Source organism: Rhodothermales bacterium (assembly GCA_013002345.1).
In the GTDB taxonomy this organism is placed as follows: domain Bacteria; phylum Bacteroidota; class Rhodothermia; order Rhodothermales; family JABDKH01; genus JABDKH01.
In genome coordinates, this window is record JABDKH010000200.1 from 34938 (window position 1) to 54282 (window position 19345).

A 19345-nucleotide genomic window follows, 5' to 3' on the forward strand; every position below is an offset into this window, starting at 1 on the left:
ACGGCGCGTTTCCGTGAATCTAGTGGAGTCAAACTGTTACGCCGCCACGGCATGATGGCGGGGGCGTACTTCCCGACGCCACAGCGAATATAGGACGACTACCAGAAGCCCGAGCGTCAAAAGGCCGCCTAGCTTCATGACGTTTGTCGCATGAATCACATACGAGTTCGATCCCGGGTCGAACTGATAGCAGTACAGGACGATTCGATCAACTACCGATGCGACTGAACCCTGTGACGCCTCGATCAACGCCTTTTCCAGATTGCCGGCCTTGTAGTCCATGCCGTGCAAATACCGCGTGATCTTACCGTCAGAACTCAGAAAGATGAGTGCCGCGGGGTGAGCGAATTCTTCGGTCTCCTCCACCCACTGAAACTCGAATCCCACAGCGTCCGCAAGAGCGCGTATTGACGGTTCGTCACCGGTCAGGAAATGCCATCCGCTTCCGGCTCCCGATCGGTCCAGTATGGCCAGATATCGTTCCTTCTGCTTACGAGCCAGGTCAGTCGTCTCGTATGCCGCCATGCTGACGGTGATAATCTGAAAGTCGTCTCCGGGCGTGCGATCCAGATCCTTGAGTCCGTCCACCAGCTGATCGAGCAGAATGCTACAGAGCATGGGGCAGGTGTGGTAAACAAAATTCAGGACGACGGGCTGTCCGTCTGGAACAAGAGACGAAAACGACACCTGTTCTCCGTCCTCGTTCAGAAAGACAATATCTGTCGGAATGTGGTCGCCGAGGTGCTCGGTTATCCCCACACCTTCGAACACTGCCGGCAGATCGTCAGCGACCTGTGCCTCACTCTGCGCCGGCGCTACGAGCCGCAGCGCAAGCACAACGAGAACTAGAAATCGGCCGCTACTGTTCATACAACTGACCCTGCACACAGTCCCTACTTATTCGGGAGAAGCGTAACCTCGTTCGTGTAGTCGTCTTTCGGCTGTTGATACGTCTCGTCCGTGATCAGTTCGATCGCGCGGTCGATAGGAATCTGGTACGTTCCGGACGCGGCGTCGATCACGGCATATTGCGTCAATTTCTCAGCCGCAGCCAGCTCCACTTCCATGAGGGCCGTTCGGCCGACATCCTGCGCCATCTCGGACCGCACGGACTGAACCTCCAGATTCATAAGCTGAAAGAGCCCGATTACAAGGACCACGACGACGATGGTGACACCCAGAACGACCTGGATAAGCATACCCGGGTTCATTTCCTCTGGTTCTACGCCGGCAGCGATAGATGCCGGGGTCGGCGATATCGCCTGCACGTTCGATGTCGAATCCAGATGTCCGTGCTTCTTCGCCATATGGGAGGTTCGAATCTGAGTGAATACAACGATTACGTTCGACCGGCTACCTGAACGCTGTCGCACCAGTCGGGATCAAGAAAGGCCATGAAACTCAAATGAAATAGGCCGTGCCATCGCATTGCCAAAATACCACAAACCGGACCACACGCCTACATGTTCGCGAATTTCAGCGACTTCGCGAGGTTCGGATCGTTTTGCGGCACAAGGCTATGCCGCGAAAGGCGAAACAGCACGAGGCCGAGAAACACTCCGAACAGGCCAAGCCAGGCCGAGAAATCCATCCAGTGGAAGCCTGCCTGATCTGGATGCAGAACGGGCATCGCAATCCAGTGGAAGTCAAACCAGTTCATGACCAGGAACCAGACAGCCATGATGCTCATCACGGGCACGGAGCGTTTGGCACGGCGGGGAAGAAGTACCCAGAACGGGATTACAAAGTGTGCGATCAGGAGGGCTGCCGAATGAGCTTCCCAGCCATGCTGAAGCCTGTGGCGGTACCAGATCGTCTCCTCCGGCAGATTCCCGTACCAGATCAACATGTACTGGCTGAACGCGATATACGCCCAGAACACCGTGAAGCCGAACATCATTTTGCCCAGATCATGGTAATGCTCCGGACTGATGATCCCGCGCAAACCCCGCCGTCGTTGAAGCAGAATAGCAATGAGCGCGATCATCGCATGTGCTACCCAGAACGAGGCCGCAAAGAAGTACACACCAAAGATTGTTGAAAACCAGTGTGGATCCAGCGACATCAGAATGTCGAAGCTGGCGAACGACGTGGTTACGGCCGTGATCGCAAGACCCACTGCGCTCACCTTGCGCATTTTGAAGCCCGTATTGACATCTCCGTCGACATCTTGCCGGACTGATAGCGCATAAAGGCGATACGAGATTGCGGTCCATGCCACGAAATAGACGGCCAGCCGAACAAGAAAGAACGGCGTATTCAAGTAATCGCGCTTGCCGGCCAGTATCGGGTCGTAGTGACTGTCCGCCGGATCATAAACCTCAACATGGGTCCAGTGGTACAGATCGTGCATGCCGATCAGAATCGGGACCGACAGAACGGCGAGCACAGGGAAAGACCACGTAAGCGCCTCAGGAATTCTGCGAAGCACTATGCTCCATCTGGCACGCGTAAGGTGATTGATGAGCAGGAAGAATAGCGCACCGAGGGCAATGGACAGACAGAACGTCCAGCCAACCAGATACGAGAAGTAGAACTGCCTGGGGTTGGTCGCCCAACCGACGGCAGTCAGCACGAGCAAGCCGATGCCAATGGCTGCCGGGATGAACCACGGCAACACCTTCCCCGTCGGCTTGAATACTTCCCGAGTTGAGTCAACTGTAGACCTGAACGGGTCCGCGAGCCACGTCGAAATCGAGTTGGATCTGACTGAATTCGTCATCTTGTCTCTTCAGCTACGATTCGTGGCTTCTACTCCATTTGAGCGATTACGTCCGCCGGCACATCGGCGCGGTCGGCATTCTGACTCCGCTGCAGGGCGCGAACATAACTGACGATCGCCCATCGATCGGCGACCGGTATCTGAGTTCCGTAGCCGGGCATGGTTCGTACGCCGTTGACGACGACGTTGTACAGGTAGCCATCGGGCTGGGCACGGAGCTCGTCCGAGTGGTACGTAGGCGCCGGCACGTAGCCGTACTCCCCCGTCATGATGATTCCCAATCCATCACCAACGGGTCCATGGCAGACGCTGCAAAAAATCTTGTACCGTTCTTGCCCCCTGACGAGGAGCTCGCGGGTCATCGGCAGCGGAATGTCGCGCACGAAGGCGCCCGTCTCGTCACGCCCGAAATAGAACCTGACGTCTTCGCGCAGGAAGCCTCTCGCCACGGTACCGGCCACAAGTGGGCGCATGGCACGACCGTCAGCGAAAAACGGGTTGGCCGACTGGGGATCGAACCGTTGCTGCCAGTCCATGTTGGGGCTCACGTGTACGGGCGGCTCAGGCGTCGTCGTGCCGCGGCACCCCGCGAGCACGAGCACCGCCAGGATCGCAGCACCAAATGGCAGGCGTATGATGTATCTGGTTCGGGTCATACGGATTGTTCGGTCTCGGCCACATCCGACGCGGTTTCGTCAACATCTTCGGGGTCGACCTCCGCTTCCCCGGTATCTTCGATCCATTCCACCATCAGGGCGCCGGCATCTTCCAGGAACTGGCTCGTGCCCGCCCGATCGAACAACCGGTCGCTCGCTGCTATGTGCAGAAAGAAGGCATCGTCCGTCGCGGCCGCGAATCGCTTGCTGTAGAAGAGTGGGTTGTACGGTCTCGGCAGGCCGTTGAGTAAAAACATTCCCGCAGCAGCACCCAGCGCTGCAAAAAGAATAGTGAGTTCAAAGATGACCGGGATCGAAGGCTCATATGCGAAGAACGGCTTACCCGAGATGTTGAGCGGGTAGTCGACAGCGCCGGTCCACCACTGCAGCAGAATGCCTGCTGCCAGACCCGTCAATCCGCCGCCAAGAGTCAGCAGACCGACCTTCGAATTGCCGAGCCCCATGGCCCCGTCCATGCCATGGATCGGGAACGGAGTGTGCGTGTCAAAATGCTTGTACCCGGCATCCCTCACAGCCCTGGCTGCGCGGACCAGCGTTGCCGGATTTGAAAACTCCGCAAGCAGGCCGTAGCCCCCGTCATGCGCGGGCTCGTAGATCCCCATCGTCGCCTTGATAGCACGTATGATCGCTTTCATCAGTGTTGATCTCGTTGCATACTCAGCCTAATGCGGATGCTCGGAGTGGCCGTGTTCATAGTAGTGCGGATCCGCCTGAGGCATGACGACCTTGATTTCTGCCATCGCCACCATGGGCAGGAACCGCAGGAACAGGAGGAAGAGGGTGAAGAACAATCCGAACGAACCGACAAGTGTCAGCACGTCAACCCAGGTCGGGGAATAGTAATCCCACGAACTCGGCAGGTAGTCACGATGCAGCGACGTGACGGTGATGACGAATCGCTCGAACCACATCCCGATGTTCACGATGATCGATAGCACGAACATGAATGGAATGCTGCGCCGCAACTTCTTGAACCAGAAGAACTGGGGAAAGAAGAGGTTGCACAACATCATGGTCCAGTAGGCCCAGGCATACGGGCCGGTCGCTCTGTTGAGAAACGCATACTGTTCGTACTCGACGCCCGAATACCATGCGATGAAGAACTCCGTGATGTACGCGAAGCCGACCATGGACCCCGTAAGCAGGATGATCATGTTCATCCTCTCCAGGTGGTTCACCGTGATGATATTCTCCAGGTTGTACGCTTTGCGAGCGATGACGAGAAGAGTCACCACCATGGCGAAGCCGGAGAAGATGGCACCGGCGACGAAGTACGGGGGGAAGATGGTAGTGTGCCACCCCGGGACAACCGATACCGCGAAGTCAAACGACACGACGGAGTGAACCGAAAGGACCAGCGGCGTCGCCAGCGCAGCCAGTAGCAAGTACGCCTTCTCGTAGTTCCGCCAGTGGCGATTCGATCCCGACCAGCCAAGAGCCAGGAACGCAAATACGCGACGGCGCAGCAGCGACTTCGCTCGGTCTCGCAGCGTGGCCACATCCGGAACCAGACCGATGTACCAGAACATCAACGACACCGTGAAATACACGGAGACCGCGAACACGTCCCACAACAGCGGGCTCTTGAACTGGGGCCACATCTCCATCTGATTCGGGATGGGCAACATCCAGTAGGCGACCCACACACGACCCACGTGGATACCCGGAAAGAGCAGCGCGCAAATGACCGCGAAGATGGTCATGGCCTCTGCCGACCGGTTGATGGCCGTCCTCCACTGCTGCCGGAAGAGGTATAGAATTGCCGAGATCAGTGTCCCGGCGTGTCCGATACCGACCCAGAAAACGAAGTTGACAATCGCGTAGCCCCAGCCAACCGGATTGTTCAGGCCCCAGACACCCGTGCCATTCCAGAACAGGTAGGCCACCATGACGCCCAGCAGCAACAGCCCCACGTTTGCAAGGGCGAACGCTGCCAGCCAGGTCGTCGGTGTCTTCTTCTCGGTGTGATACGACACCAACTCCGTGACATCGTGAAAACCAAGATTGCCGGCCACCAGAGGCGGATCTTCGACGTGTCCGTCGCCGCTATGTCCGGGCAGCACGTCTGATGACAAAGCCATGTTCTTCTTGTCCTTCACGTTGCCAGAATTCGGTTGTTGTCCGCCTCAGGCTTGCTAAACATCTTGTCCTGCAAGAGCAGGATTCGGATTCGTGATTCTTCCGAGATAGGAGGTCCTCGGCTTAACACTGAGTTCGGCGAGTAATTCGTATCGTCGGTCGCTCTGCCGCATTCGCGTAATCTCGCTCTCGGGATCCCGCATATTCCCAAAAGCAATTGCGCGGGTCGGGCAGGACTGCTGGCAGGCCGTTCGCACTTCCCCGTCGCGAATCGCACGATCCTCCAGATTGGCCTGCTGGTTGACGGCGCGAACGCGCTGTATGCAGTACGAACACTTCTCCATCACTCCGCGAGACCGGACCGTAACATCCGGGTTCTGCGTCATGTGAAGACTGGCCGGAAGTGTCTTGACCCAGTTATAAAAATTGAACCGACGAACCTTGTAGGGACAGTTGTTGGCGCAGTAGCGCGTCCCTATGCATCGGTTGTATATCATCTGATTCGTGCCATCCGGCGAGTGCACCGTCGCTGCCACCGGGCAAACGGACTCGCATGGCGCATTTTCGCAGTGCTGGCACGGAAGCGGCTGAAAGACCATCGAAGGACTTGCATCACCTTCAGGTCCGCTGACGAAATAGCGATCGGTGCGGATCCAGTGCATCTCACGCCCGAGACTCACTTCTTCCTTTCCGACAACCTGGATGTTGTTCTCCGATTGACACGCAACAACGCAGGCCCCGCATCCGGTACATGCGTTGAGATCGATGGTCATCGCCCACTGCTGTTCGTAGTACGGGTTGTCCTTCGACGGCGCCTGGTCTGCCGGGTGCTGGGATTGCCACAGGGCCGGATAATCTTCCCAGTCCTCCCCTCCCGGAATGGGTGGCTTCGCGTCGCGCGCGAAAGTAGGATTCGCACGATACTCCTCGATCGTGGCTCGCTGAACCGGCGCTCGTTTCTCGACCTGCTCAAGATCTGTTTCCAGGGCGCCATGATCCTGCGTAGTCGCGATCATATAGCCGCCGCTTGCACGAGATACGCGCGTCGCTACACCGATGCCCGGAGCGGCGATTGACCGAAGCGGACCGACGTTCATTCCAACGCCGTTTGACAGCGGGCCCTGACCATAGATGTCGGTGTAATGGTCGAGGTCAAAGAAGATCCTCCCCCGCTGCTTCCGCGTCGAAGCAATTTCGCGACCGTAACCGAGGTTCAAGGAAATCGAATTGTCGGCGTGTCCCGGGAGCACCCAGATCGGAAGCTGCACGGATTGCCCGTCGATCTCGATCTCAGCAACATCGACAAAGTAGCGACCCTTGGACAGCTCCCATTCGAGGCCGAGCCGATCCGCTGTGGCGGGACTCATCAGCGCGACATTATCCCAGACCACCTTCGTCGTCGGGTCAGGGAGCTCCTGCAGCCACGAGTTGTTGGCAAAGGAGCCATCGAAAACGGTAGGATCGAGCCGGAACACGACTTCGACGTCGTTTACGTCCGAGGCGTTGCGGCCAGGCACGGGTGGAATCTGCTGAAGCCGGGGCGTGACGGGCTCATACGTGGTGCCGGGCAGGAATCCATCATGGAGAACCTTGCGCCAGCCTTTCTCAAAGTCGCCGGATATCATTCGTCGCCACTCCTGTCGGACGAGATCATAGCCACTACGATCGACTCCCGTGGCCAGAAGATTCAGCAACTCGATATCAGATCTTGAGTCGTAAAGTGGCGCAATGAGCGGCTGGATGACCGAATGAGTGCCGTCGAGGGCGCGACCGTCCCCCCAGGCCTCGAGATAGTGCGACGCCGGGATATGCCACATCGCCGCCTGCGCGGTCTCGTCGACGTGCGTGCCAAGATGGATGGTTTCGCTAACCCGCTTCAGCGCCTCTGAAAATCCCAGCGAGGCCGGCGCATTGTAGACCGGATTTACACCGATCATTACCAGGACGTCAACGCGACCTGCGTTCAGGTTCTGTACGAGGGCGGGCAGATTTGTCGTGTCCCGAGGCGCATCGATCGCCAGAAGTTCGACCGTATTACCGGGCGCACCCAGATGCGAGTTGATCGCTGCGCACAGTGCGTGCACTTCGGGAGGTTGCGTCTCTCCGGCGAGCACGACACCGGAACTCCCCGCCTTTCGTAAATCGGCCGCTATCGCGACAGCATGCGCATCATCCTGAAAGGCGGTCGCGGCCGCGCCAGGAACGCCGAGCAGGGATGCCACGGCTTGCGCGAACGCTCCGATCTCCGATGATCGGAGAGGCAGCCGGTGGTCAGCCATCGCGCCGGTAAGCGAGTAGGCGCTCTCGATCGAATACAAGCGGCTCATCGAGTCGTCCGGGCTCTCGAGCCGTCGGCTATCCGCGAATTCTCGGCTATTGGCCAAAAAATGGCGACTTGTTGGCGCCAGAAAATCGGCGTCAAGACTGACGATCACATTCGCCTGAGAGAATCGGTAGCGCGGCCGCACATCGCGACCATAGGCCATCTGCATCCCCGCCGCTTCAGCATCAATCCCTGTCGGACTGTGCGTGACCCACTCCAGATCCGTAAATCGCGATTCCAGCGCCGATCGTACTGCCCGTCGCGTCGGTGAGGAACTCTCGTCTGCGATAACCGCGACCCGTCGTCCTTCGAGCGTCCTGCTAAATGCAACAAAGTCAGCCCAGGTCGACGGATTACCGTCACGAAGTACGTTGGTCGAACGGTCCGGATCATAGAGATTCAGCACCGATGCCTGTTCGAACACGCCGGCCGCACCGAGGCTTACAGGATGCTCCGGATTCCCCTCTACTTTCGTCGGACGGCCCTCATGACTTTCGACAAGCAGTCCGTGGACTGCGCCCCGGAATGGCATCGCCGTCGCAAAGAAGAGCGGGATCCCCGGAGTAATCTCCTCCGGCTTTCGAGCATACGGGAGAATCATCTCGACCGGCTTGCGACAGGCCGTCAGACCCGCCAGAGCCATCGAGGCACCCATCAGCTGAAGGAACTGCCGGCGCGAACTCGCGCCCGGCGTCCCACTGGCACCCGGGAGGAACTCCTCCTTCAGAAAGTCCCGATAGGCAGGATCCTTCGTCAGCTGGCTGATACTTCTCCAGAACCGGTCGCGGGGAGTACGGTCGCTGGATTCGACAGCATCTATGATCGGAAGCTCAATCATCACTGAGTGCTCAGCGCAAGGCGAAGGATTTTGAAAAACTCTTAATAGTGACAGGCCGAACAGTTGGTAGGCGGCCGAATGCCCTCCTCCACAATTCGGTCCAGATTTCTGTCGACAAAGTCGACAGGGTGTACGTAACCCATCGTCGTGATCTCATCGGACGGCCGAAGATAGAGCTCGGGCTGGCGATGACACTCCAGGCACCATCCCATCGACAGCGGCTCTTTTAACAGGACGACCTCCATCTGGTCAACGCGGCCGTGGCATGTCTCGCAGCCCACTCCATTCTTGACGTGAACCGCGTGACTGAACCGGGCATAATCGGGCAGTTGGTGAACGTTCACCCAGTTTACCGGATCTCCGGTGGCCCAACTCGCCCTGACAGGGAGAAGCTTGAGGCTCTCCGTCTTGATCTGGTTGTGACAGTTCATGCACGTCTGCGTGGCCGGCACGTTCGCGTGCGACGAGTACTCTACGGCGCTGTGGCAATAGCGACAGTCCATGCCCAGCTGACCAACGTGTGTCAGATGGCTGTACTGGGTCGGCTGCTCTGGTTCATATCCGACGTCCGTGAATTCGGGCGAGAAATAGTACCAGACGAGGAAGATGGTCAGGATACCGCCCCCTGTCGCGCCGAGAAGTGATAATAGCGGCAGGGCGTTCGCCCTCTTCGGAAATACCTGAGGCATACAGAAACGTCAGATCAACCAGAACCAACAAGCGCGGAATTCCATGAGAGCGTGCTAAGGTACACCAACAGCAGGACAGATATTATGGGATCGCGCTTGAATTATCTACAAAACCGCACGGATTCGACCCGCATAAATCACACTGCCAGCCGGTGTCATTCAACGTCAAGAGCCACAGGAACGAAATCGTCGATCCGTGCTCGGACGCGAATCCCAAAGCGGATTGACAGAAGGATCGCCGCCGCGACAAGCCCTAACACGAGACCCCACCACAACCCGATCGGTCCGTAGTCGAAGCCGAATCCGAGTACGTATCCGGTGGACAGACCGACGACCCAGTACGACACGAACCCGATTAGCATGGGCACCCGGGTGTCCTTAAGTCCACGGAGTGCGCCGGCCGCCGAAACTTGAATGCCGTCGAAGATCTGGAACACGGCGGCGACGACAAGTAGCGCTGCCGCCAGCCGGATTACATCCGCATTCGCCGGATCTGCAAGGTCGAGATACAGACCGACAATAGCCCGCGGCATTATCCAGAAGAGGGTAGCTGCAAAGAGCATGAAGACGGCAGCGAGTCCAATTCCGACAAAGCCGGCGATCGTCGCACCATCCGAGTCCTGGCGACCCACTGCCTGACCTACTCGAACTGATGTCGCAATACCGATCCCGAGAGGTACCATGAATGTGAACGCCGCGCACTGTATCGCAACCTGGTGCGCGGCCAGTGCCACCGTGCCCAGAAGACCCATCATGAGGGCCGTAATAAGAAAAAGCCCCGACTCAACCCCGTAACCGATACCGATAGGCCAGCCGATCCGGAAGATCTCTGCCAGATAGCGTGGGTCCGGGCGTCGAATGTGCTTGAATACGCCGTATTCGGCGAACGTCGGGCTCAGCTGCGTCACGAACACTAGCGTGATCAACATAAACCAGAACACAATCGAACTTGCCCAGCCAGTACCGACCAGTCCCAGTGCGGGAAACCCCAGCTTCCCGTACATCAGAACATAGTTCGCGAGTATGTTCAGGCCGACGGCCGCAACGCTGATCACCGTCGCCGGTCGCGGTCTTGAAACACCCTCAATGAAACTCCGCAGCGCGACGAAGCCCAGAAACGGGAAGGCTCCCCACGAGATCGCTCGCAGATACGCTTGCGACAGACTCACTGTCTCGGCATCCTGTCCCATCCACATGAGCAGCACTCCGGCATTGCGGACGATCAACATCGATGGAACGGTAAGAATGGCCGCCAACCAGAGTCCCTGCCTCACAGATCGAGCGAGTCCGGAGTCGTCTCCTGCGCCGAACGCCTGGGAGACCATGGGGCCGACGGCCATGACGACGCCCATGGCGATAACGATGGTCGTGAAGAAGATGGAATTGCCGAGGGCAATTCCTGCCAGAGCCGTGCTGCTCAGATGCCCGACCATCACGGTGTCGACAAACCCCATGGAGATCTGCGCCACCTGCGTAGCCACTACAGGTGTAGCGAGCACAATCGTAGCCTTGATTTCGCGCGTCAGCATAGCAATGCGGAATAGACCGACTTTCTGGCTTTGCCGATAATACGCTCGCTCTTTCCCGATCCGAAGCCATGCGGATCGAAGTCCCGACCAATTTGTACTAGCCGTCCTCCATTTTCACAACGCGCCAGCACCTCACGCGAATCGACTCGTGTCTACACGGAACCCTGCACTGACACCCGAGACATCGCCCCCGCCCTCGTCCTTGACGCACAAGGTCGATGTCTCCGTGATCATTGTTAACTACAACGTGCGCGAGTTTCTCGAGCAGGCTCTGGCTTCGGTCCTCAGTGCAGCCGACGGACTGCGAGTAGAAGTCATCGTCGTCGACAACGACTCTGTCGATGGATCCGCGGAGTCTGTTCGAAACAACTTTCCGCAGGTCCGCTTGATTGCAAACACGTCCAACGTCGGATTCGGCGCCGCGAATAATCAGGCGATCGAAGTATCGTCCGGCAGGTTTCTGCTGATCCTCAATCCTGATACGATTATTCAGGAGGACACGCTTGAGACGCTCGTCGACTTCATGCAACGTCATCCCGACGCGGGCGCGGTCGGTTGCAAGATTCTGAATCCGGACGGCACGTTCGCTCGCGAAAGCCGCCGGGCCTTTCCTACCCCGCGAGTGGCCTCGTATCGCATCACCGGGCTGAGCCGGCTGTTCCCCCGTAGTCCCCGGTTCGGTCGATACAATATGACGTACCTGCCCATCGACGAGGTGGCAGAGGTGGACGCTCTCAGCGGCTCGTGTATGATGATTCGACGCACAGCCCTCTGCTCAGCCTACGGGGCCGAGTCATCCGGCCCGACTGATCAACGACTCGTCCGCCTGTTCGACGAGGATTTTTTCATGTATGGCGAAGATCTTGACCTGTGCTATCGAATACAGGCCGCCGGCTGGAAGATCTACTATACCCCCGAGACTCAGATCATTCACTACAAGGGAGAAAGCACGAGAAAGGGTGATCTTAGATACGTTCGGCTTTTTTATGGTGCGATGTTGCACTTCGCTGACAAGCATTTTACAAAGCGCTCCCGCATGCTGCGATTCGGATTGCGGATGGCGATCGTCGTTCGGGCCACGATCTCCGTTGTCCGTCGAACAGTCCGGCGACTTGCCTTTCCGGCGTTGGATCTTGTTTTTGTTTACGCTTCGGTTGTGGGCATAGCCGCCGTCTGGCCCGCGACGGCGAATACGGCGTCGACCTCTCGATTCCTTCTGACAATCCCGCTCATTTACGCCGCTGCTGCGGTCGCAAGCATCCGCCTGGCCGGTGGCTACGAGCGTACGAGACAACGCCTCCGACCGGTTGCGATCGGCCTCACAGGTGCTTTCGCGTTTACCGCGTCTCTGTCGTTCTTTATCAAAGCGATTGCGTTCTCGCGGCTCGTCATTGCCGTGAGTCTGGTCCCGGCCGCAATTCTATTGTTGGGATGGAGGATCGCGGTGAACAAACGGAACAGCGGCGTGAGGCGCGCGATCGTCGTCGGTGACAGCGCTGAAGCCGTTCAACTGGAACAGACGATTTCATCCCAGTATCGACCCCCGTTCGTCGTCGCAGGGTACGTCGAGAACGAGGCGGCCACGGATCCCGACGCAAGCATGTCCGTCCGCCGCCTGGGATCAATCGCGCAGCTGCGCGACGTCGTTCGCATTCATCGGATCGACGACGTCATCTTCGCCACCAGTGGACTTTCAAACAGAACAGTGTTGTCGCTGATGCAATCGCTGAGGGACCTGCCGGTCGAATTCAAGACGCTGGTGCCAGGCGGGAGCCACGTGATCGGAAAGGCTCGTGTAGAGGACCTCTCTGTACCACTTGTCCCCTCCGAGATCACCCACGGCAGAGCAGCCGGTTTCGCAGGGCAAAAGCTTGCGCATCGACTCATCGCACTCATTGGCATTCTCCTGTGGCCAATTGCAGAGGTGTTGTCGGCCGTAATCTCAAGCCCGAGGTTGGCTCGCCTCACAAACAAACTGCGAATGACGCCTCGAGTCCTTTGGGGCAAGGACGCGCTGGTGGGATTTCTGCCGCATGACGAGTTCGTTCCACCCGATGAGTGGCGAATCGAGCGAGGGCTGTTTTCGGTGTCAGAAACCCTCCCGATCATCCACCCCGGTGCGGCAGACCTTGAGCGCGCCTGGCTATTCTACATGCATAATCGGTCGATATCTCTCGACATCGACATCATTGCAAGAAGTCTGAGACGCGATCAGGCAACTGACTGAAATAGGATCATTTAGTATTATTCCGTACGATTCGCCGGTTGTCGACAGTCATCCGGGGCCGAACTCCGGAATCGGCGCGAATCAAGCAAATCACTCGACGCTGATTGATGTCTAAGCTCCAGGAACAGCATTTGTTGGATTTCGAGAGGCCGTTGCACGACCTCGAGCAGAAGCTCATCGAAATGCGATCGGTCGACGACGCCGACGTCGAGGTGGACCTCAGTCCGCAGATCGAGGCCCTCGAGAGACGCGTAGACGAGCTCCGGACATCGATCTACCGAAATTTGACGCGGTGGCAGCGGGTCCAGATTGCCCGACATCCGCTTCGGCCGTACACGCTCGACTATATCGAGGCGCTGACCGACGGCTTCGTAGAACTTCACGGAGACCGTCTATTCATGGATGACCCGGCCATAGTCGGCGGGTTGACGAAGTTCAAGGGTTCGCGGTTCGGATATCGCGATCGGACTGTCGTGATAATCGGTCACCAGAAGGGTCGGGACACGAAGAGCCGGAAGTACCGTCGATTTGGCATGCCGAATCCGGAGGGCTACCGCAAAGCACTGCGGCTAATGAAGATGGCCGCGAAATATGGCAAGCCTGTCGTCACACTCCTCGACACACCGGGCGCATTCCCCGGCCTGGAAGCGGAAGAGCGAGGACAGGCGGAAGCCATCGCACGCAATCTGTTCGAAATGGCGAGATTGCCGGTACCCGTCGTGGTTATCGTAATCGGCGAAGGAGCGTCGGGTGGTGCACTGGGGATCGGTGTCGGCAACCGCGTTCTTATGCTCGAGAACTCGTGGTACTCGGTCATCTCCCCTGAGAGTTGTTCGTCCATCTTGTGGCGATCGTGGGATCACAAGGAAGATGCAGCCCGGGCACTCAAGCTCACGGCACCCGATCTCGCCGAGGTGGGTATCATCGATGAGATCATCCCGGAACCCAAAGGTGGTGCGCATCGCAACGTCAATGCCACCTTCGATGCAGTGGGGCATGCACTTGCGAGCGCTCTCAAGAAACTGGAAAAAATGTCTCCTGCAAAACTCGTCTCCTCTCGAATCGAGAAGTTCGATGCCATCGGTGCATATGAAACGAGTCAGATCGGAGAGACTCCGGCTACTGCTCCGCTGGCGGACAATCTGAAGGTTGATCGGCCCACGGACTAGCCGCGCGGATACGGCGGGAACGGACCATGCTCTCTTTCGACTACCGGCACCGGGTACGCTATCGTGAATGCGATCCCATGGGTGTCGTTTACCACACGCACTACCTCGACTACTTCGAGATCGCTCGAACAGAGGCCCTCCGGGACCTTGGTTTACCGTACGCCGAGCTGGAGGAAGCGGGAATCAGCATGCCGGTCACGGACGTTTCGGTGCAGTATCGCAGATCTGCAACCTATGACGATGTCCTTATTATCCGATCGATCTTTCCGGAAACTGTACCGGTGGCAAGGGTAAAGATCGAATACGTCGTCTTCCGGGAAGACGTGCCAGACGACGTTATCGCGACGGGACATGTAACGCTGTGCTTCATGGACACGGCCCGCGGGCGCCCCACCAGGGCTCCTCGACGCCTGGTCGAAATTATTGAGCGGGAACTCGCAAGAACCTGAATGCCGCAGATCGATCGACCCGAGTATATCTCCGATGAATATCTAACCGACGTTATCCGCACCGGCCTGGCGGAGGACGTCGGAGACGGCGACGTGACTTCGTTGGCCACCGTATCACCGGACACACGCGCCGAAGGAGATTTCGTTTGCAAGCAGGACGGAGTATTGGCCGGCCTGTCGGTGGCCTCACAGGTCTTTCGGATGGTAGATGACAGCATTGGCGTTTCGTGGAAGATCTCGGATGGCGCGAACGTGAGGGCGGGCGATGTGGCGGGAACGGTCCGTGGACCCGCGATCAGCATTCTTACAGCCGAACGGCTCGCCTTGAACATCCTCCAGCGCATGGGCGGAATTGCGACGATGACACGAGAGATGGTGGATGCCGTCGCGTCGTATCGCACGAAGATTCTTGACACGCGAAAAACGGCCCCGGGACTTCGACTCCTTGACAAGTGGGCGGTCCTCCTCGGTGGCGGGACAAATCACAGAATCGGCCTCTACGACATGATTCTCATCAAGGAGAATCATATCTCGTCGGCCGGTGGAATTGAGAACGCCATCTCCGCTGCACGGAAGTACGCCAACAACAGCGCTACTCCGCTGAAGATCGAAGTTGAAGTCACGACGCTCGATGAAGTGAGACGGGCGCTTCGGATGGGAGGGATTGACTATCTCTTGCTGGATAATATGACTTCGGTCGATCCTGACGGCCATCTTGATACGTCCCTGCTCACCGCCGCGGTCGAACTGGTGGACGGCGCAGTCGAGACGGAGGCATCCGGCAACGTGACTCTTGAGACCGTCACCCGCATCGCCCGGACCGGCGTGAACAACATCTCCTGCGGCGCATTGACCCATTCGGTACAGGCTCTCGACATCTCGCTACTGCTAAACCTCCACGATTAGCCGCCAATTCGTAGAAGTGAGCTGCACGGGCTGTTATCTTGGCCGTGCAATTCATGGTCCTTTCGGGATCCTCTTCGGCGGAATCCGGACAGGTCATCAAACAGCCTCATCAACCAGAACGATTTCATGCTACAGGAGCATAGCCGACTGTTCCAGCGCATGATGTTCGCCGGCGATTTCGTGCTGACGATTGTCGCATGGATCCTGGCCTATCTCATCCGGTTCGAGCTGCTCGTTCCCCCTGAGTGGGTGCCCTTCGAGCGGTATCTGTATTTGTTGCCGTGGGTTCTGATCGTCGCGTCGCTGGTTTTCTGGTCCACGGGCCTGTATGCGGCTGACCGGGCTCAACGTATATCCAGCCTCGTCTTTGCGGTGGCGAAGGCGGTGGCCGTTGAATTGCTGGTTGTCGCCGCGTCCCTCTCTTTCTATCGAGCACTCTCCTTTTCCCGGCTGATGCTCATCCTGTTCGGGGTGCTGACCCCAACACTGATGATCCTCTACCGGCTCGCCATCTACTCCTACGTACGTCGGGCACGACGCCAGGGGAAGTTCGTGCGGCGCGTGCTGATTGTGGGAGCGGGAACAGTGGGTCGCAGACTCCAGCAAGCCCTGGAGCAATTCCCCTGGATGGGCCTGGTCGTCGTCGGATTTGCGGACGACGAAAAGCAGGGCCCGGATATCCTGTCGGGGGTCGCGGATGTGGCACGGATCGTCGACGAATCACACGACACGGACGAGCCCGTCGACTACGTCTTCATCGCGTTGTCTCTGTCGGCGGCGGACCATATTGCCAATCTCATCGAAGACCTCTCAAGCCGCCTCGTGCACGTTTGCATGGTTCCGGACCTGTTTCAGTTTGATGTCCTGAATAGTCGGGTCACTCATCTTGCCGGGCTTCCCGTCATTCATGTGATTGACGAGGCTCCGATTCAGATGGGTCGTTTCTGGAAACGGGCTGTCGATATCGTGTTTTCGGCCGTTGTTCTGACCCTCACATCGCCGCTTCTGCTTGTTCTGGCGATCGCGGTCAAGCTGTCATCCTCCGGTCCTGTTTTTTACCGGCAGGAACGGATGGGACTGAACGGGCGAAAGTTCCAGATGCTGAAGTTTCGCTCGATGCCCGTGAATGCGGAGCGCGACACGGGTCCGGTGTGGGCCAAGGCTGGCGAGGCGCGCGCAACTCGGGTGGGCGCATTTCTGAGACGGTCGTCGCTGGATGAGCTTCCGCAATTTATCAATGTGATCAGGGGCGATATGTCTGTCGTGGGTCCTCGACCTGAACGGCCGGTATTCATCGATGAGTTCAAGGAGCGAATTCCCGGATACATGTTGCGACACATGACCAAGGCAGGTATCACCGGCTGGGCTCAGGTTCACGGATGGCGTGGCAATACGTCACTCGAGAAGCGTATCGAATACGACCTGTACTACATACAGAATTGGTCCCTCGTCCTTGATCTGAAGATTATGTGGATGACGGTATGGGGCGGACTCGCGAGCGAGAATGCGTACTAGCGGCATGATCAAGAGCCACGGACGGTGTTCCGTAAGGTCCGGGCGACCGACGAGAACTGCGTTCGCGCCGCGAACGCTCGGGATGATCGTGATGGCGTGCCTTCTCTGCACGGACGTCGCGCTGAGCCAGATCTATCGCCTTCCGAATCCAGCCGAGCGGGCCGGCGACTTTTTCGGGGTGTCGGTCGATATCGAGGGTCATCGTGCCGCAGTGGGAGCAAGTGGTGCTGACGGCTGCGGTGCGGATTCCGGAGCGACATACGTCTATGAATCAGACAGCACAACCGGCCACTGGAATCATGTGGCCACGCTAGTACCAGACGACTGCACGCCGGGAGATTTCTTCGGTAGATCGCTGGACATGAGCGGAGACCGCATCGTCGTCGCAGCGTTCAGGCCGGCGCATCTGGCGAATCGCCCGAATGCCGCCTACCTGTTCGAGCGCGACTCGCTGACGGGCGCGTGGATCCAGCGAGCACGGTTCACGGAGGTACCTGAACGCGAAGAGGGAGCGTACGCGGCAGCCGTTGCGATTGACGGGGACAACGTTCTGGTTACGTCGTCGGGAGACGCCATCAACGAACAGTACCACGGAACGGGATACCTGTACCGGCCTTCGCCGAACGCGCCTGACACGTGGCGATTGACGCAACGGATTGTCCCGGCGACGAGTCCCTCGCTCGGGGTTTTCGGGTCCTCAGCCGTGATCCGGAATGATGTGATGGTCGTAGGTGCCTCTACCTACCTTGCAGCCCGCCCCGGCTCCGTCTATTTCCTCGGACTCGATGAGTCGACCGGTCGATGGAAATTCCAGCAGCGATTTGGGGGCCTCGACGATTTCTTCCTTCCACTTGACGTCAACGGACGTCGAGCGATCGTCGGCGAGCGACGGGCTGGAAGTGACGAATCCGGACGGGCGACGCTATTTGAACGTGACGCCGAAGGTGCGTGGATTCGATCGGGAGTTCTATACCCGGCGCGGGATTTCGAGTACGGAGCGTTCGGATCAAACGTCGCGCTGGGCGACGACCGAGCGCTTGTGGTCGGCTTCGACGAACAGCTTCGGTTCGAGTTCAACATCGACCGGGTCGTGTACGTGTTCGAGAAGACCGGACCCTCAGCATGGCGACAACGACACATCGTGGACGTGGGTGATGTTGCGTTCGGGTCTGATCTGGCCGTGGACGGGTCGCTGGCGCTGATCGGCCAGGCCGCCGATTCAAAACCAGGCGCTGCGTACATCGTCCAGTTGCACTAGAGGAATGACACTATGAGACTTCGCGACTGCGCCGCTATTGCCAGACTGTCGTGTCTTGCACTCGCATTCGTTCTCTTCTCCGGCTGCAAAACGATCGGAGTTGAGCAGAGCTCAGCCCCGTCATACGTTCGGGCGGCCGAGAACTATCGCCACTTCAAGGATGCCGGTGCACTCTCCGCGTACCTGCGGTACTCATCCGATGCGGGTCCCCTTCTCAGCGCGCACCGCGGGGGTCCAACCCCGGGTTACCCGGAGAACTGCCTCGCAACCATGGATAGAGTCTTGCAGACGGCTCCGGCGCTGCTTGAAGTAGATGTACGCATGACAGCCGACAGCACTCTAATCCTGATTCACGACGACGAACTTGCACGGACGACGACCGGAAGCGGGTTGGTCGAGAAGCATTCGCTGGCGGAAATTCGTGCGCTTCTTCTGCGAGACGAGCGCGGGATCATTACCCCCTTTCGGGTTCCGACGCTTGCCGAGGCCCTGGACTGGGCTGAAGCACGTGCTGTTCTGACGCTGGACGTCAAGCCGGGCCTCGCTCCAGAGTTGCTCATCAACGCAATACGCAAGCACGAGGCGGGGGGACGTGTCGTCATCATCGTTTACAGTATCCCGGATCTGATGGCGTTCACAGGGACAGCTCCTGATCTGATGTACTCTGTGCCGGCAGAATCCGAGCGGGACCTTCTCGCGGCTCTAGACTCCGGTGTGGATGCCGAAAGAATCGTTGTGTGGACGGGAGTCGGCGAAATTCGACCTGAAGTGATTCGTCTGGCACACGCTCGCGGCATTCGCACCATGATGGGCACGTTCGGGGAAATCGACGAGCGGGCAGCCGCTGCGGGCGCGACGATCTACGAGGCCCTGCTGCAATCCGGAGTCGATGTCATTGCGACAGATCGCGTCGCGGATGTAGCCGGGGCGATCAACACATTCACCGGATTCGAAACTCCGTGAC

The 19345-nt window shown here is 58.3% G+C and carries 16 protein-coding genes; 7 read left to right on the forward strand and 9 right to left on the reverse strand.

What is annotated here, in order from left to right:
• Positions 1-36 precede the first annotated feature (36 nt).
• The 9 genes from HKN37_10375 to HKN37_10415 all read right to left on the reverse strand — a co-directional run bounded on the left by HKN37_10375 (position 37) and on the right by HKN37_10415 (position 10857).
• Entirely contained in the window at positions 37-870 is an 834-nt protein-coding gene (locus HKN37_10375; GenBank protein ID NNE47052.1) for an SCO family protein, read from the reverse strand.
• Positions 871-893: 23 nt separating this feature from the next.
• Positions 894-1307, reverse strand: a complete 414-nt coding sequence (locus tag HKN37_10380; protein NNE47053.1) for a hypothetical protein — start codon at positions 1305-1307, stop codon at positions 894-896.
• A 152-nt stretch (positions 1308-1459) separates the two neighbouring features.
• On the reverse strand, positions 1460-2722 hold the full coding sequence (locus HKN37_10385; protein ID NNE47054.1) for a hypothetical protein: 1263 nt from the start codon (positions 2720-2722) through the stop codon (positions 1460-1462).
• A 29-nt stretch (positions 2723-2751) separates the two neighbouring features.
• On the reverse strand, positions 2752-3378 hold the full coding sequence (locus HKN37_10390) for a cytochrome c (GenBank protein ID NNE47055.1): 627 nt from the start codon (positions 3376-3378) through the stop codon (positions 2752-2754).
• On the reverse strand, positions 3375-4034 hold the full coding sequence (locus HKN37_10395) for a DUF3341 domain-containing protein (GenBank protein NNE47056.1): 660 nt from the start codon (positions 4032-4034) through the stop codon (positions 3375-3377). The genes HKN37_10390 and HKN37_10395 overlap by 4 nt, the downstream gene beginning before the upstream one ends.
• Before the next feature lie 27 nt (positions 4035-4061).
• Complete coding sequence (nrfD, locus tag HKN37_10400; GenBank protein ID NNE47057.1) at positions 4062-5480, reverse strand: polysulfide reductase NrfD; 1419 nt, start codon at positions 5478-5480, stop codon at positions 4062-4064.
• 54 nt (positions 5481-5534) lie between these two features.
• Positions 5535-8639, reverse strand: coding sequence for a TAT-variant-translocated molybdopterin oxidoreductase (locus HKN37_10405; protein ID NNE47058.1), 3105 nt, complete (start codon positions 8637-8639; stop codon positions 5535-5537).
• 41 nt (positions 8640-8680) lie between these two features.
• Positions 8681-9328: a cytochrome c3 family protein gene (locus HKN37_10410; GenBank protein NNE47059.1), complete on the reverse strand. Its 648-nt coding sequence runs from the start codon at positions 9326-9328 to the stop codon at positions 8681-8683.
• Between the two features lie 155 nt (positions 9329-9483).
• Entirely contained in the window at positions 9484-10857 is a 1374-nt protein-coding gene (locus tag HKN37_10415; GenBank protein ID NNE47060.1) for an MATE family efflux transporter, read from the reverse strand.
• A gap of 169 nt (positions 10858-11026) precedes the next feature.
• Between HKN37_10415 and HKN37_10420 the strand changes: the two genes are divergently transcribed.
• The 7 genes from HKN37_10420 to HKN37_10450 all read left to right on the forward strand — a co-directional run bounded on the left by HKN37_10420 (position 11027) and on the right by HKN37_10450 (position 19344).
• Positions 11027-13084 (forward strand): glycosyltransferase, encoded by a 2058-nt coding sequence (locus HKN37_10420; protein ID NNE47061.1) that lies wholly within the window; start codon positions 11027-11029, stop codon positions 13082-13084.
• Positions 13085-13191: 107 nt separating this feature from the next.
• Complete coding sequence (locus HKN37_10425) at positions 13192-14253, forward strand: acetyl-CoA carboxylase carboxyltransferase subunit alpha (protein NNE47062.1); 1062 nt, start codon at positions 13192-13194, stop codon at positions 14251-14253.
• A 26-nt stretch (positions 14254-14279) separates the two neighbouring features.
• Positions 14280-14702, forward strand: a complete 423-nt coding sequence (locus HKN37_10430; GenBank protein ID NNE47063.1) for an acyl-CoA thioesterase — start codon at positions 14280-14282, stop codon at positions 14700-14702.
• Positions 14703-15608, forward strand: coding sequence for a carboxylating nicotinate-nucleotide diphosphorylase (gene nadC, locus HKN37_10435; protein ID NNE47064.1), 906 nt, complete (start codon positions 14703-14705; stop codon positions 15606-15608).
• Positions 15609-15734: 126 nt separating this feature from the next.
• Entirely contained in the window at positions 15735-17123 is a 1389-nt protein-coding gene (locus HKN37_10440) for an undecaprenyl-phosphate glucose phosphotransferase (GenBank protein NNE47065.1), read from the forward strand.
• Positions 17124-17214: 91 nt separating this feature from the next.
• A complete protein-coding gene (locus tag HKN37_10445; GenBank protein NNE47066.1) occupies positions 17215-18381 on the forward strand; it encodes a hypothetical protein in 1167 nt (388 codons plus the stop codon).
• Positions 18382-18393: 12 nt separating this feature from the next.
• Entirely contained in the window at positions 18394-19344 is a 951-nt protein-coding gene (locus tag HKN37_10450; protein NNE47067.1) for a glycerophosphodiester phosphodiesterase family protein, read from the forward strand.
• Position 19345: the final 1 nt, after the last annotated feature.